General features: G+C 47.1%; 13 protein-coding genes. 5 read left to right on the plus strand and 8 right to left on the minus strand.

Translation table 11 applies throughout. The features are described from left to right. Positions 1-41 precede the first annotated feature (41 nt). Positions 42-920 (plus strand): hypothetical protein, encoded by an 879-nt coding sequence (locus JT717_RS06440; protein WP_205509376.1) that lies wholly within the window; start codon positions 42-44, stop codon positions 918-920. Positions 921-1,060: 140 nt separating this feature from the next. Here JT717_RS06440 and JT717_RS06445 read toward each other — a convergent pair whose 3' ends face one another. Then, positions 1,061-1,702, minus strand: a complete 642-nt coding sequence (locus JT717_RS06445) for a polysaccharide deacetylase family protein (protein ID WP_205509377.1) — start codon at positions 1,700-1,702, stop codon at positions 1,061-1,063. A 32-nt stretch (positions 1,703-1,734) separates the two neighbouring features. Then, positions 1,735-2,667: an ARPP-1 family domain-containing protein gene (locus JT717_RS06450; RefSeq protein WP_205509378.1), complete on the minus strand. Its 933-nt coding sequence runs from the start codon at positions 2,665-2,667 to the stop codon at positions 1,735-1,737. 115 nt (positions 2,668-2,782) lie between these two features. On the opposite strand from JT717_RS06450, the gene gltX reads away from it, so the two are divergent. Then, positions 2,783-4,324, plus strand: coding sequence for a glutamate--tRNA ligase (gltX, locus tag JT717_RS06455; RefSeq protein ID WP_205509379.1), 1,542 nt, complete (start codon positions 2,783-2,785; stop codon positions 4,322-4,324). Between the two features lie 70 nt (positions 4,325-4,394). On the opposite strand, the gene JT717_RS06460 is transcribed toward gltX, so the two are convergent. Beyond that, a complete protein-coding gene (locus tag JT717_RS06460) occupies positions 4,395-4,814 on the minus strand; it encodes a cobalamin B12-binding domain-containing protein (RefSeq protein ID WP_205509380.1) in 420 nt (139 codons plus the stop codon). Between the two features lie 216 nt (positions 4,815-5,030). Here JT717_RS06460 and JT717_RS06465 point away from each other — a divergent pair, with 216 nt between their 5' ends. The 3 genes from JT717_RS06465 (at position 5,031) to fumC (ending at position 8,584) form a co-directional block, all read left to right on the plus strand. After that, positions 5,031-5,807 (plus strand): enoyl-CoA hydratase/isomerase family protein, encoded by a 777-nt coding sequence (locus JT717_RS06465; RefSeq protein ID WP_205509381.1) that lies wholly within the window; start codon positions 5,031-5,033, stop codon positions 5,805-5,807. A gap of 172 nt (positions 5,808-5,979) precedes the next feature. Beyond that, complete coding sequence (locus JT717_RS06470) at positions 5,980-6,993, plus strand: LacI family DNA-binding transcriptional regulator (protein ID WP_205509382.1); 1,014 nt, start codon at positions 5,980-5,982, stop codon at positions 6,991-6,993. Between the two features lie 193 nt (positions 6,994-7,186). Then, the gene (gene fumC / locus JT717_RS06475; RefSeq protein ID WP_205509383.1) at positions 7,187-8,584 is read left to right on the plus strand and encodes a class II fumarate hydratase; all 1,398 of its coding nucleotides are present in this window, start codon (positions 7,187-7,189) and stop codon (positions 8,582-8,584) included. Positions 8,585-8,692: 108 nt separating this feature from the next. On the opposite strand, the gene JT717_RS06480 is transcribed toward fumC, so the two are convergent. The 5 genes from JT717_RS06480 to gldF all read right to left on the minus strand — a co-directional run bounded on the left by JT717_RS06480 (position 8,693) and on the right by gldF (position 15,549). Further along, positions 8,693-9,382 carry a lipoprotein signal peptidase gene (locus JT717_RS06480; protein WP_205509384.1) on the minus strand — a complete coding sequence of 230 codons (690 nt, stop codon included), beginning with the start codon at positions 9,380-9,382 and terminating at the stop codon, positions 8,693-8,695. A 191-nt stretch (positions 9,383-9,573) separates the two neighbouring features. Beyond that, positions 9,574-12,069 (minus strand): bifunctional UDP-N-acetylmuramoyl-tripeptide:D-alanyl-D-alanine ligase/alanine racemase, encoded by a 2,496-nt coding sequence (locus tag JT717_RS06485; RefSeq protein ID WP_205509385.1) that lies wholly within the window; start codon positions 12,067-12,069, stop codon positions 9,574-9,576. A gap of 13 nt (positions 12,070-12,082) precedes the next feature. After that, entirely contained in the window at positions 12,083-13,048 is a 966-nt protein-coding gene (locus JT717_RS06490) for a TerC/Alx family metal homeostasis membrane protein (protein ID WP_205509386.1), read from the minus strand. Between the two features lie 48 nt (positions 13,049-13,096). After that, positions 13,097-14,809, minus strand: a complete 1,713-nt coding sequence (gldG, locus tag JT717_RS06495; RefSeq protein WP_205509387.1) for a gliding motility-associated ABC transporter substrate-binding protein GldG — start codon at positions 14,807-14,809, stop codon at positions 13,097-13,099. Positions 14,810-14,823: 14 nt separating this feature from the next. Beyond that, the gene (gene gldF / locus JT717_RS06500; protein WP_205509388.1) at positions 14,824-15,549 is read right to left on the minus strand and encodes a gliding motility-associated ABC transporter permease subunit GldF; all 726 of its coding nucleotides are present in this window, start codon (positions 15,547-15,549) and stop codon (positions 14,824-14,826) included. Between the last annotated feature and the right edge of the window lie 693 nt (positions 15,550-16,242).

The raw sequence follows: 16,242 nt of genomic DNA on the forward strand, positions 1-16,242 counted from the left end.
ACCCCGATCCTGGTTCATCATATTCAGCTTTAATTTGTTTTATGAAAACTATACCCAACCCCTGTAGCGGGTTATTGGTTCCAATTATGATCATCGCGGTCTTTTTTTCGGCCTGTAAAAAAGAGGACGACGAGGCCTCCGGACCTGCCGCCCAGGCTGCATTTGCCGAAGCCGCTTCGCAATCCGATGCTGCAGCGGAAGTGGTCTTTGATGATGTTTTCAATAATGTAATGGGTGTAAGCACGGAAGTGGGCATCGGTGGAACCGGTGTTTTCAAAGTGGAAGGGCTTGATACAACCACCTGCTACGCGGTGGTTACCAAACAGTTGAATCCAGCCACCCGCTTTCCTTTACAAGTTACGATCGATTTTGGCTCCGGTTGTACTGGCCGCGACGGAAGAACCCGCAAAGGCAGGATCAGTATAGTATATTCCGGCAACCTGTTCTTACCGGGTAATTCAGCCGCAACCACTTTCGAAGGATATTATTTAAACGATCTCAAAATAGAAGGCTCGTATAAACTGGTAAATACAGGCAGCCCGGATAAAAAAAGCTATACTACCACGGTTTCCAACGCCAGGCTTAGCACCTCCAACGGCAATTATATTCAATGGAATAGCGAAAAAACGATCACCCAAACCGAAGGAGCTGCTACACCCCTCATCAGCCTCGACGATGTTTTTACCGTCAACGGCCAGGCAGCCGGATCGGTGCTGCTGAATGACAGGTATTTTCAATGGTCAACCGCTATTACCACCCCGCTCACCAAAAGATTTATTTGCCGGTGGATCTCCCGCGGAACCCTGGCGGTGAAGAAAGGAAATGACGCAGTGGCAGTGCTCGACTATGGTTCCGGGGCCTGCGAAAACAAGGCAAGTTTTTCAGTAAATGGCCAGGTTAAGGAAATTACTTTGCATTAATCAAAAAAGTTTATACCTTTAAGTCAGTTTTCATAGGGTACGGATTAAAAACGGGCCAGGGTGTCTACCCAGGCCCAACTTTTTTTAAGGACATACTGTCGCAAATTCAGGTCTTTCTCCCTCCTTATTTATAATATTTTTTACAGATTTATAGCCTCAAAACGGTATCCTTTTTCACTAAAATATTGCAGCGTTTTTGGCAGTGCTTCTTTCAGTCGGGGGAAAGCTTTTTCACTATCATGAAATACGATCACAGAACCCGGTTGTGCATTCCTGATCACATTTAATGCACATACATCACCTGATAGTGCAACATCAAAATCACCGCTTAGCACATCCCACATGATTATACTGAAGTTATTGTTCACCGGAGAATTTCGGATACCCGTCAATAACTTTACCTGAAAGCGGGTGATCCTTCCGTATGGTGGGCGAAAGAGATTGGAGTCGATATGTTTTCCCGCAGCTAAAATATTTCTCATATACAGCTCATCGGTAACTTTCCAACCATTTAAATGATTGAAAGTATGATTGCCGGCGCGATGCCCTTCGTCTAACATATTGCGATATATATCAGGGTGCGCGGCAACATTTTTACCAATACAGAAAAAAGTGGCTTTGGCATTATATTGCTGCAGCTGATCTAACACAAATGGAGTAACTACCGGGTGTGGACCATCGTCAAATGTGAGATACAGAATTTTTTCTTTGACCGGAATGTCCCAAACACAACGCGGATAAAGCCTTTTAAGCCACCAGGGAGTTTTTACAAAATACAGCATGCTGCTATCCTCTGCGACAAAAATAACTGAAATTACTGTGCGTAACTTGTAATGTGTACTACTTTCTCTTTGTACTTGTACATCTTACCGTTTTTTTTAAGGTAAAGCTCCTGGCTTGTTTCATCTGTAAGTATGGGGTTCAGATATGCTTTTACTTTTTCATCCTCGATAACCGGTGTACTGCCAAAGCGGATCGCCTCTTCAATATACCCGTGCAACAGCGGTTGCAGTTCACCATAAAATAAATTACTGCCTGCATATATATCGCAGCCGATCACTTTATCGCCGCTCATACAAACAAAACCCATGATGCTGCTGTCAGTTTTAAAGGCATTGGTGAAATAACGTAAATATTCATCCTGCTCCGGTGTATACTTTTTTTCGCTGCGATGTGCCAGATAAGCCAGCGTGGGTGACTTAACACTGCTTTTATCCAGCTGTGATGCTATTTCTTTCCATACCAGCACCTGGTTCTTCGATTTATCCAGTACTTTGCGCAATGAAGGATCGGCATAATTACTATACTGAAATTTCTTTTCTTTATTGCTCCATCGCCCTTCTTCCACACACATCACCGGTATATACTGATCCTTGCGTGAAGGCGGCAGGATGGTATCCTTGGAAACCATGCGATCCTGTCGCCCGCCCAGAATAATTTCTCCTGAACCTATATAAACCGATTCAGTTCCATTATTATTTATGCGAAGCCAGTGTACGTTCTCTGTAGCAGCAGAACCACGTTCGCTTACCACAACACTGCCATTGGCCAGTCCCTGGCTCAGCGATATTACCCCTGGAACCACCCGGGCCGGCCCAGCCCAGCCTTTTGGCCTGATTGGAATGATCTTTAAATTTTTGTAGGTCCAGGCGCTGTCATAGTCTACGTACAGGGTCTGATAGGTCAGCTGCGCCGGAACTATTTTGTACATAAATAAAAGACAGAGAAAGATCATCTTCTTTAGCATATGGTAAATATACAGGTAAGCTGAGCAAGTGTCAAGTCTGATGGCGTAGTTGCGGATGCTCAATTAGTCAACCGATCAACTTGTCAACTTTTCAACTTCTTGTATCTTTGGGCCTATGTCTAAAAAAGTACGGGTACGATTCGCGCCTAGTCCAACCGGCGGCCTTCATTTGGGAGGGGTAAGAACTGTTCTATACAATTATTTGTTTGCCCGCCAGCAGGGCGGTGATTTTGTTTTGCGTATCGAAGATACCGATCAAAGCCGCTATGTGCCGGGGGCCGAAGAATACATTTATGAATGTTTACAATGGTGCAGGCTGCAACCGGATGAAAGCCCGCAGGCTGGTGGTCCTTATGCGCCTTACCGGCAAAGCGAACGTAAAGCGCTGTACAGGCAGTATGCTGAATTTTTAGTGCAGGAAGGAAAAGCCTATTATGCATTCGACCGGCCCGAAGAACTGGAATCGATGCGCGAACGGTTTAAAACAGCCGAAAATCCTTCACCCCAATACGATCACAAAGTAAGGCAGCAAATGCGCAATTCCTGCGCCCTTACATTTGAAGAGACCGAGCGCTTACTGGCAGATAATGTTCCTCATGTTATTCGCATCAGGATGCCGGAAAACGAAACAGTGACCTTTACCGATATGATCCGCGGTGAAGTCAGCTTCAATACCAGCCTGGTTGATGATAAAGTGTTATTGAAAGCCGATGGTATGCCTACTTATCATCTCGCAGTGGTTGTAGACGATTACCTGATGAAAATAACCCATGCCTTCAGGGGAGAAGAATGGCTGCCCAGTTCGCCTGTACATATCTTATTATGGAAATACCTGGGTTGGGAAAAAGAGATGCCGCAATGGGCGCACCTGCCTTTGATCTTAAAACCCGATGGCAATGGTAAATTAAGTAAACGGGATGGAGACCGCCTGGGCTTCCCGGTATTTGCCATGAACTGGACCACCAAAAAAGAAGACGGCAGTGAAGAATTGACCAAGGGCTTTCGGGAAATGGGATTTTTGCCGGAAGCATTTATCAATATGCTGGCCATGCTGGGCTGGAACGACGGTACCGACCAGGAACTGTTCACGCTGGATGAATTAATAGAAAAGTTTTCTATAGACCGCGTGCATAAAGGCGGCGCCAAGTTCGACTTTGAAAAAGCCAAATGGTTCAACCATGAATGGATCAAGAGATCGGATGCAGCGTATTTGCGGCCTGATGTAAAAAGAATCTTCCAGGAGCAGGGCATTCAAGTCAATGATGATGCGTTACTCGAAAGAGTGATCGCCCTGGTGAAAGAAAGATGCACCTTATTAACCGATTTTGTTGAGCAGTCAAAATTCTTTTTCCAAACCCCGCAACAGTGGGACCTGGCGGCCATTCAACCCAAATGGAATGAAGCGAAGCAGGCATTTTTTACAGAGGTGATCAGTTACCTGCAGCAGCAAAATAATTGGGTGGCAGCAGACCTTGAACAGGGATTTAAAGAGCTGGCCGCTGCCAAACAGATTAAACCGGGCGATGTACTGTTACCACTGCGTATAATGCTGGTAGGTGGCAAGTTTGGTCCCGGCGTATTTGACATCGCCGGCATTCTTGGGAAAGAAGAGACGGTAAACAGAATTAAAAAGGTGCTGGAGCAATTGCAGAAATAGTATACCAGGATATACTTAAAATAAAATGAGGGTCAGCTGTAGAAGGTGACCCTCTTTTTCTTTATTATGGTTAGAAGCTTCTATGTGTTACGACCCAGTCGGCAATATAGGAAGCGATCTCGGTAGTAGGTGTTCCCGGCGCAAATAATTTTCCCACGCCCATAGCATTTAACTGCTGCATATCTTCTTCGGGAATAATGCCGCCACCGGTCAATAATACATCGTCCATTCCCTTTTCCTTCATCAAGGCTACCACTTTAGGAAAAACGGTCATATGGGCGCCGGAGAGAATACTGATGCCAATGGCATCCACATCTTCCTGTAAAGCCGCATTCACCACCATTTCAGGGGTTTGCCGCAACCCGGTATAAATAACCTCCATACCGGCATCCCGTAAGGCCGTAGCAATTACCTTGGCGCCCCGGTCGTGCCCGTCGAGCCCAACCTTGGCCACCAGCACCCGCAGGGGGCGATTTACTTTCTGAGTCATGCAAGCAACATTTAGGTTCAAAAATACGGTTCTTTGGCATACATTGAAGCCTGCCTTATGCGCGAGTACGCTTTTGTCGGCCAGCCCGGCTGCCTCAATATCACAGCCTTAAAATCACCTATTTACTTTAGATTTACAATACCATCAAAGCACCTGCTGCAGGTGTGCGATAATGATAGGTAAATAACGAATTCAAACTGAATTAAAACCTGTAACATGTATACTGCCATCACTACATCTTTAGAAAATGCTATTCTGCTCATTACGATCAACCGGCCCGATAAGATGAATGCGTTGAATAAAACCGTTCTCGATGAATTGAACAGCGCCATCGATGAAGTATATAGCAATCATGCGGTGCGGTCGGCGATCATCACGGGCGCCGGCGCGAAAGCCTTTGTGGCCGGCGCTGATATCAGTGAGTTCCAGGGCTTGAAACACAATGAAGGAATGGACCTGGCGCACAAGGGCCAGTATATTTTTAAGAAGATCGAAGATGCGCCCAAACCTGTTATTGCTGCCGTAAACGGATTTGCCCTGGGCGGTGGCTGCGAACTGGCCATGGCCTGTCATTTCAGGCTGGCTTCCGAGAATGCCCGTTTTGGCCAGCCCGAAGTGAACCTGGGCCTCATTCCCGGCTATGGCGGCACCCAGCGCCTCACCCAGCTGATCGGCAAAGGAAGAGCGATAGAATTGCTTATCACCGGCAATATGCTCGATGCGGCTACGGCGCTGCAGTACGGACTGGTCAATTATGTGGTGCCGCAGGAAGAATTACTTCCCAAAGCAAAGTCGATCCTCGAGCTGGTAAATACGAAAGCGCCATTGGCCGTTGGGCGCTGTATCAAAGCCGCCAACGCCGTTTTTGATCATACTAAAGATGGATTTACTGAAGAAGTGAAGCTCTTCGGCGAATGCTTTTCCACCCAGGATATGATCGAGGGAACTACCGCATTTTTGGAAAAAAGGAAGCCGAATTTTCAGGGGAAATAAGGTCAATGTGCTGATGTGCTGATGTGCTGATGTGCTGATTTGCTAATCATAGCTGCCATGTAACTTTGATTCCATTAGCACATTAGCAAATCAGCAAATTATCACATTAGATTCCGCAATCGTTTGCTTACTTATCTTAAGGGTACATTGTTTATCTTCGGTACCACACTGTATGGAAAAGAAACTCCCCACCATAAAGGAAATCGCCCGCCGCCTGAATATTTCAGCTTCTACTGTATCCCGTGCCCTACACGATCATCCCAGTATTGGCCTTCGCACCAAAATGGCGGTAAAGAAACTGGCTGCCGAACTGAATTACGAACCCAACCAAACTGCCATCTTCTTTAAGCAGCGCAAAACGTTTACGATCGGACTGGTAATACCCAACCTGCGGGAGGAATTCTTTTCCGCCGCCATCAATGGCATTGAGGATGTAGCGCTCGATCACAATTATATTGTGCTCATCGGTCAATCGCACGATGACCTGGCGCGTGAACAAAAGCTGGTGGAAAGTATGAAGAACCATCGCGTTGATGGCATCATTGCCTCCATCAGCAGCAGCACCACGCATATTGAGCATTTTGAACAAATGAAGAATTACGAAATTCCAGTCGTATTCTTCGACCGCGTGCCCGATGCCAAAGACATTCATTCTGTAAGCTGCAATTTGTACGACAGTTCCGTGGAAGCCGTGGAATGGCTTATAAAAAAAGGACATAAACGCATTGCGTACCTGCAGGGGCCGCCTACCCTGAACATGAAGAATGAAAGGCTCGACGGGTATATGGAAGCGCACAAGAAACACAAACTCCCCGTTGATGAATCGCTGATCGTAAGTACCGACCTGTCGGTGGAAGGCACTAAAAAAGCATTTGATGCTTTAATGCAGCTTAAAAAACGCCCAACCGCCATCCTTTCCTTCAATGATTATGTTACCCTCGACGCCATTCACTATGCCCGGCAAAAAAAACTGACCATCAATAAAGACATTTGCTTTGTAAGTTATGCCAATGTGCCGGTAACCCAGTACGTTGAATATCCGCCGCTGGCCTCGGTAGAGCAGTTCCCCTATGACCAGGGTGTGAGCGCCACCGAGCTGCTTTTCCGCCTGATTGAGAAAAAAACCTCCCGCCAGGAAGCGCCTTACGAAAACATTGTGCTTAAAAGTGAACTTATCATCCGGTAAATAAGGGTTATCAGGTAAGGAGTGCGATTTCTTTTAACGAGTTACAGGTTACAGGTCGCAGGTTGCAGGGCCCGCATTCCTGAACGCAGCATAAAATTCCGCAAACTGATCTATTGAAGAAAGCTTGAAATTAGCGAACCGGTAACCGGGAACTGGTAACCGGAAACGTGTATTTTTGCGCAAATTTTACTTTATGGAATTCCGGATAGAAAAAGATACCATGGGAGAAGTGCAGGTTCCTGCCGATGCCCTCTATGGCGCACAAACTCAGCGCAGTATTGATAATTTCAGGATTGCACAGGATATCAATAGAATGCCGAAAGAGATCATCCGGGCATTTGCTTACCTGAAAAAAGCAGCCGCGATCACCAATTTCGAAGCAGGGGTTCTGCCCAAAGAAAAAAGCGATGTAATAGGCCAGGCATGCGACGAGATCCTGGAAGGTAAACTGGACGCTTATTTCCCCCTGGTAGTCTGGCAAACCGGTTCCGGCACCCAGAGCAACATGAACGTAAATGAAGTAGTTGCTTACCGCGGGCACCTGATCAAAGGTGGTAAACTCACCGACAAAGAAAAATTCCTCCACCCGAATGACGATGTAAATAAATCACAGTCTTCGAACGACACCTTCCCTACCGCCATGCATATTGCGGCGTATAAAATACTGGTTGAAGTTACCATCCCCGGCATTGAGAAATTACGCAACACCCTGGCTGAAAAAAGTAAAAAGTACATGAATGTGGTAAAGATTGGTCGTACGCATTTTATGGATGCTACACCGCTTACCGTTGGCCAGGAGTTCAGTGGATACGTTTCACAGCTCGATCATGGTTTACGCGCTATCAAAAACACGCTGGCGCACCTGAGCGAACTGGCGCTGGGTGGTACTGCCGTGGGAACCGGCATTAATACACCGCCAAATTATGCAGAAAATGTAGCCAAACACATTGCCAGGCTCACCGGTTTGCCTTTTGTAACTGCTGAAAATAAATTCGAGGCCCTGGCTGCCCACGATGCGATCGTGGAAGCGCATGGCGCATTAAAAACAGTAGCGGTAAGCCTGATGAAGATCGCGAATGATATCCGCATGTTGTCTTCAGGCCCCCGCAGCGGCATCGGTGAACTGTTCATTCCCGATAATGAACCCGGTTCTTCCATCATGCCTGGTAAAGTAAACCCCACGCAGTGTGAGGCATTGACCATGATCGCTGCCCAGGTAATGGGTAATGATGTTGCGATCAATATCGGCGGCGCCACCGGGCATTTTGAACTGAACGTGTTCAAGCCGGTTATGATCTATAACTTCCTGCACAGCGCCCGCCTCATTGGTGATGGTTGTGTAAGCTTTAATGATAAATGTGCCGTAGGTATTGAGCCTATTGAAGCCAATATTAAAAAGCACGTTGATAATTCCCTGATGCTGGTAACTTCCCTCAATACAAAGATCGGTTACTACAAAGCGGCAGAGATCGCACAGAAAGCACATAAGGAAGGCACTACCCTGAAGGAAATGGCTGTAAAGCTGGGTTATGTTACCCCTGCGCAGTTCGATGAGTGGGTAGATCCGAAAGATATGGTGGGAAAGATCTAATGAAATCGATCGTGTAAAGCGAGTGTCCCCATCTTCGCTAGCTATAAAACAAAAATGTCGAAGTGAATCACTTCGACATTTTTTATTGAGATCTTTTTATTCAAATCATTATTGATCACTATACACCTTCACGGTATCTTTCAGATCGTCCTTTTTTAAGTTAACGGGCGTTTCTGAACCTTCCATTATTTCTTTTCTGAAAAATCTTTTCTGGAACACCAGGATCGCAATTACGCCTGCTGAAATAGAAGCATCGGCTATGTTGAAGATGGGTGAGAAAAAAGTGAAGCGCTCACCGCCCCAAAAGGGTATCCATGCGGGTAAGACCTTATTCTCGATGATGGGCGCATAGATCATGTCTACCACTTTGCCATGCAGGAAGCCGGCATAACCGCCTTCGGGCGGGAACATGGTCGCCAGCGGTAATCCATCATCGCTGCGCGAGAAGATCATGCCGTAGAACATACTATCGATCAGGTTGCCAAGGGCACCTGCAAAGATCATTGACACGCAAATAATAAAACCGGGATGGTATTTTTTCTGGATAATACTGCGGATATAATAAACACCAAAGATCACGGCGATCAGTCGAAAGATGGTCAATGCCAGTTTACCCCATTCGCCGCCAAACTTCCAGCCCCAGGCCATGCCTTCATTTTCGATAAAATACAGCCTTAATGACCTGCCCAGCAAAAAGATCTGCTCTCCGTAACTCATGCTGGTTTTCACCCATATCTTTAAAGCCTGATCGGCGATAATAATTCCTAGTATTACCAGGGCAACTGTTCTGATCTTCACTATGCTAAAATTTAGTTTCCAAAGATAAGGTTTTATTGCTTCAAGGTTCCCGGTTCGGGGTTTACAGATTAGTCCCTGACACGGATTTCGGACCAGTGGTCTTTATTTGATGTAATTGGGGCCAGGCGACCCGAACTTTGGCAAAAAGACCCTGTTTCAAGGGCTTTATACCGTGGACTTTGAACTTTGAATTATTCTTCAAAATACACCCTTTTTACCCTCTGTGAAATACCGGCAAGCAATTCATACGGAATGGTTTGCGCCCAGTGTGCAACCTGTTTAACCGGTAAGTCACCGCCAAAAACGATCACTTCATCGCCCTCCCGAACATGTGAAATATCAGTAATATCAATCATCGTCATATCCATGCACACGGATCCAATGATGGGGGCCAGGTGACCGTTTACCAGCATTTTTCCGGTGCCATTTCCCAGGCGGCGGGGGTAGCCATCGGCATAACCGATGCGCACAGTTGCAATACGAGTATCCCTGGTTGCCACACCCCTGCGGCCATAGCTTACCGTTTCTCCTTCCTTCAGCTCTTTTATCTGCGCAATGGTCGACTTAAGGGTAGAAACCTCCCGCAGGTCGAGGCCGCCCTCACCGCTGCTGTCGCCGCCGTATAGGCCAATGCCCAGGCGCACCATATCGAGGTGCCATTGGGGATGGCGAATGATACCCGCTGTATTTACCACATGCCTGATGAAGGGATAGGTCAGCACCGCCTTTAATTGCTCCACCATCTGCAGGTACAAAGCGCCTTGCTGATGCGTGTAGGCATCGTGCTGCGGATCTTCGCTCGATGCCAGGTGCGTAAACACGCTTTGCACTTTAAAGAAGGGAGTGCGCAGTGAATTTATTACGGCGGGCAATTCAGCCAGGGAAAATCCCAGGCGGTTCATCCCTGTTTCCAGTTCAATATGTACCGGAAATTGTTGAATGCCCTGTTTTTTAACAAAATCTTCAAATAAAGCGAGGATGCCGGGCGAATAAAGATCGGGCTCCAGGTTGTACTGTACCAGCACGTCGAAAGTGGATTCTTCCGGGTTCATCACCATGATGGGCAGGTTGATTCCTGCCTTACGCAATTCAACGCCTTCGTCGGCATAGGCAACCGCCAGGTAATCGACCCGGTGGAACTGCAGGGCATTGGCGATCTCATAACTGCCGCTGCCATACGAAAATGCTTTTACCATGGCCATAATGCGGGTGGCCGGCTGCAACAGCTGCTGAAACTGCTTCAGGTTATAAGCGACTGCGGTAAGGTCTATTTCCAGTACGGTTTGATGTACTTTCTGTTGCAGCAGGCGGTCGATCTGCTCGAGCTCGAAAACCCGTGCGCCCTTTAACAAAATGGTTTCATCCCTGAACGGAATATGATTGTTGAGCTCTTTTATAAATGCGTCTACCGACGAATAAAACGTCAATTCCGGAATGCCGGCTGCCTGGAAAACTGCCTGGTGATGCGAAATACGTTCGCCGATGCCCACCAGGCGGTTCACCTGGCGTTGCTGCAATAAGCGCGCTACTTCGGCATACAGGTCTTTTTCAGACCGGCCGCTTTGTAAGATATCTGAGAGAATGACCGTTTTGCGGCCATGCTGTTGTTGCTGGCTTAAAAAATCTAGGGCAATGGTAAAGGAGCTGAGATCGGCGCTGTAACTGTCGTTGATGATCGAACAATTGTTAAGGCCTTTTTTCAACTCCAGCCGCATGGCCACAGGGCCCAGCAGTTCCATCTGCTGTTTGATCCTTTCCTGCGGAACCTGCAAATGCAGCAGCACGCACCAGCAATGGATGGCATTCTCCAGGGAAGCTTTATCAGTGAATGGTATTACAATACTGATCTCCTCCTGCTGAAAGCTGGCCGTAATGGTCGTCCTTGCATTTTCCTTTACCACCTGCCTGATCTGCAGGGTGGCTTCCGATACCATACTCCAGCTGAAAATTTCAAAGCGTTTGTTATTGGGCAGCTGTTGCCATAATGCAGCAACCCCGCTGTTGATCTCATGATCGTCCTGGCAGTATACCAGGGTTTGCACATGCCTGAACAATTGCAGCTTTTCATTCACTTTCTGCCGCAGGGTCACAAAACCTTCGCTGTGCGCTTCGCCGATATTGGTAAAAATGCCAATAGTGGGCTGAATGATCTTTTGCAGCTGTTCCATTTCGCCGGGCTGTGAGATCCCCGCTTCGAAAATGGCCAGCTCATGCTGCTCGTTGAGCGGCCAAACACTCAACGGAACACCTATTTGCGAATTGTAACTTTTCGGACTTCTGATGATCGTGTACTGCTCGTCGAGCAACTGGTTCAGCCATTCTTTTACAATGGTTTTTCCGTTGCTGCCGGTAATGCCTATTACCGGTAAGCTGAACTGCCTGCGGTGCCAGGCTGCCAGTGTTTGCAGGGCCTGCAGCGTATCGGTGACCTGGATGATGTTGGCGCCGGCTAACTGTGTAATGTCCACCGCTTCGCTCACCACGAAATTGCGAACGCCTTTTTTATACAGGGCTGTAATAAACGAATGCCCATCGCGCCGCGGCCCTTTGAGGGCGAAGAATAAGGACGTTTGCGGAAAGATCAGTTTGCGGCTGTCTGTCAGCAATTGTTCTATTAACGAATTCTCGTGCTGCATCAGCCACTGCCCCTTGATGATAGAAGCAATATTGTCAATAAAATATTTCACCCGGTTGATTTGATCAGTGAATTTCCCGGTCTATACCTGCATCTGTTGGTTTGGATTCAAGGGCGCGGTTACTTACGTTGATAGAATAAATGATAGAAGCAACAATGCAGGTTACTATTACCAGCAGGGAAATATAAACTGGAATTTCAATATGGAAATACTCCACCAGCATTTTTATACCGATAAAGATTAAAACGATGGCAATGCCCTGTTGTAAATGCGCAAATTTGTTGGCTGCCCCTTTCAGCAAAAAAAACAGGGAGCGCAAACCGAGCACCGCGAAAATGTTGGAAGTATATACTACCAGCGGTTCGGGCGAAATGGCAAATACTGCCGGAATAGAATCCAGGGCAAAAACAATGTCGGTAGTTGCCAGCATCACTACTACCACAAACAGGCTGGTGTAAAATTTTTTGCCATTGATCCTTGTCGTCCATTTACCGCCACCGTCATCCGTAGTCAGGGGCAGCACGCGTTTCAGCAGGCGGTATACCCGGTTGTTTTCCAGGTCGGCCTCTTCATCGTGTTTTGCCCGGAACATGGAGATACCGGTATATACCAAAATGGCTCCGAAAATGTACAGGATCCAATGGAACTGTTTTACAAGGCCAATACCAATGGAAATAAAGATGATCCTGAAGAAAATGGCCATCAGGATACCGATCAGCAGCACCCGCCCATAGTATTGTTCCTTGACCTTGAAAAATCCGAAAATCAGAATGAATACAAAGATATTATCAATGCTTAGCGACCATTCCATCAGGTAAGCGCTCACGTAACTGAGGGCAATTTCATGGCCGTTCTCGATCCACAAAAAACCAAAGAAAAGCATGGCCAGTTTTACCCAGAAGGCAGTTTGCCATATCGCTTTTTTTATAGTTATCTGGGTACCTTTTTTACTCAGTAGTCCCAGGTCAAACGCCAATGCCAGTATTAATAAACATCCAAACGTTAAAAACGTGATCTGCTCAGCTGTCATGTATATAGTAAATGGTCGGCAAAGATAAGTCATTAGGATTTGCCATGACTAAGTCAGCTTGCGCTGATACTTTCTTTTCCGAAGGGCCTGATACACAAGGCCGAATACCAACACGAGCACAACGGGCAGGGCAATGTTCATCAACTGCCATAACACGCGGTCCTCTTCGGTCTTTTTCGTATCGAGCAGGCGGAGAGCAAAATCTTTTCCGCGCGTTTCAAGAATTCCAGATGAATCGGTGAGGTATTGAATGCAATTCAGGAAAAAATCCTTGTTGGCGTATTGATTATTGGTGAACTGGTTATACCCCATGAACAAGGGCCCTTCATTGGCGGTAACAACATTGGCTACCAGGTCGGCATCAGATACCACGATCATTTTGCTTTCTTTTTCGGTAGCTGCGCGGAAAGGCTGTTTGTACAGGCCTGCCAGGGTATCGAGTGTGCCGGCCGACAGGCGATTGGTATATAAAGAAGAAAATCTTCCTTCGAGCAAGACCGCCACCGGAATGAATGACTGATTGAAGGTCTTAAGATCCTCTTCGGTTTTTACACTGTTCAGGGATACGATCGCGGGCGTGGTGATGACGCGCGCACTTTCCGAGGTCGACAAGAGGATCGTTTTTTTGATATTATTTTTTACGGTATCGATGGAATTGGGGAAGATCGATAATACGTTGTCGAGGTTCTTGGCGATGGGGTGACCCGAGTAAGAAGATAATGTTGGAAAATAAGGCCAGGGCACCAGCTGCATTTGGGGCTGATTGCCATAATTACCTACTACCAGGGGAATTTTATCGCATTGCAGGTCCTGCACCAAATTGCCATTGATGCGCACGCCGTATTTGAACAGCTGATCATCGAGGTTCAGGTTACGGTCATACGCTACAAAATCGCTGCGCGAACGCATGAGGCTGTCCATTTCGGCATACAGCTTATCAATCAGCCAGATCACCTTGCCGCCATTCATGATGTACTGATCGATCTTCAGCTTTTGCTGATCATTGAAACGCTCAGTAGGTTTAACGATCACCAGGGCATCAAAAACAGAAGGGATCACCGGCACACTGTCGATAGGCACAAAACCAAAACGGTATTCCTGGCGAAGGGTGCGGTCGACCAGGTCGTAAACATTATAATTGAACAATTCGCCATTACCCAGCAGGTAACCGATGGCGGGCACCGTATCGGCAGTTATCTTTTGAATGGACCGGGCCATTTTATATTCCAGCAGGGCCTCGGCATTATTGAGCGACTGAACGCCCCCGGTCATGTCCTGCCCCTGCAGCAGGTCAATGGCTACTTCGCGGTCTCTGTACTTTACCAGCGCACCCGGATACACCAGCCTTTCTTCCTGCGCTTCGCCTGCTTTCGCCTGCACTTTGATGTTGGTAGGTTTCAGGCCCAGGCTATCGAGATGCAATTGCATTTTTGCTTTGGCAGAATCATCGAGCCCCTCCCCGGCTTTTTCGAACCTGAACTGCAGATTGCTGCCGGCCAGTTCTTTAAACTCCTGCAGCATTTCCTGGGTGCTGTTGGACAGTTTTTTAAAGCCGGCGGGCATCTCGCCGGTAAGCAGAACCGTAATGGAAACTTTATCGTGTAAACCTTTTAGTAATTTTTTGGTAGCGGGTGATAAGGTATATCTTTTTTCCTGGGTAAGATCAATGCGGGTATGCACTACTGATGCCAGGTAGTTAATACCTACCAGTACGATCAGCAACAACAACCACCATAATTTTGAGGACAATATTTTGTTCATGGTGTATTTGCGGATTATCGTTTCAACAAATTGCGATTGGTAACAATCAGAAAGAATAGAATAACGCTGAGAAAATAGATAATATCTCGGCTATCGACCACACCCCGGCTCACGCTGCGGTAGTGGAAGTCGATGCCCAGCATTTCGATATAATAGTCGGCCCCTGCCTCCAAAGCCGGAATGCGGCTCACGGCATTGAATCCGCTGTATAAGACAAAACAAAGGAAAGCGCCGGCTATGAAGGCTACCACTGCATTATTGGTCAAACTGCTGCAGGCGATACCAATAGCGACAAAAACGCCGGCCAGGAAAACAAGTCCGATGTAGGAACCGATGGTGCCACCCAGATCGATACCGCCGCCGGTTGCAGCCAGTTGCTGCACACTGATGGGGTAGATGATGGTTGGGACAAGCGCTATGATCACGACGCCCAGGGAGCCAAAATATTTTCCGGAGACCAGTTGCCAGCGGCTAAGCGGCTTGGTTTGTAAGATCTCGAAGGTGCCGCCCTTGAATTCGTCGGCAAAACTTCGCATAGTTATGGCAGGAATAAGCAGTAACAATATCCAGGGGGCCAGCTCAAAGAATTTGTCGAGGGTGGCAAACCCGTAATCCAGGATATTGGTATCAGGGAATACGAACAGGAACAATCCATTTAACAGTAGGAATACGATGATGGCAATATAGCCGGTCAGGCTGCTGAAAAATTGCCGGAACTCCTTTTTACAAACAGACCACATGGGAGCGAAAATAAGTGATTATAAGTATATGTTAATAAAAGATGCCGCTCTATGACGCACGTTTCAGCAATTTTATTATATTGCGTGTACACTTTTAACTATCCATGAAAAATTGATCTATCCGGTTACCGTCTATTTTCTCAAGTTCAATCATAAATAGCCGAAACCTACTGCATAAAAAGTCCCCCCGATAAAGGGGGATTTTTATTTTAGGCCGGTGCCCGAAAGGGTAACGAGGCAAAAAGGCATAGAGCCAAAAACAAATGCATAGAGGCATAAGGCAACGAGGTAAAAAGGCAAAGGGCGTTTAGGCTGCCTCACACTTATTGAGCGGACTTCCCAATTAAAGCTCCTCCACAGTAGAGCCTCCAGCAATGTTGTGAACGCTATAACTTCTCAAATTGCTCTCCATTCGCCAACCGCCCGGGTCTACTGCAATTGAAGCCTCCATCAACGTTGTCAACACTATTAACTTTTCAACCTGCCCTCCATTCGGCAACCGCCCGGGCCTACTGCAATTGAAGCCTCCATCAAGCTATCAACTGTATCAACCCGTTAATCCGACTGCCCCACCTGCCCGGCCAATACGCCAATTGAGGCCTCTCGAGCTAAATCAATGTTGTCAATGCAGTAAACTTTTCAACCTGCCCTCCATTCGCCAACCGCCCGGGCCTATTCAGCCAATACTGGCAA

The organism is Longitalea arenae (assembly GCF_016924755.1).
GTDB classification, from domain to species: Bacteria; Bacteroidota; Bacteroidia; order Chitinophagales; family Chitinophagaceae; genus Niastella; species Niastella arenae.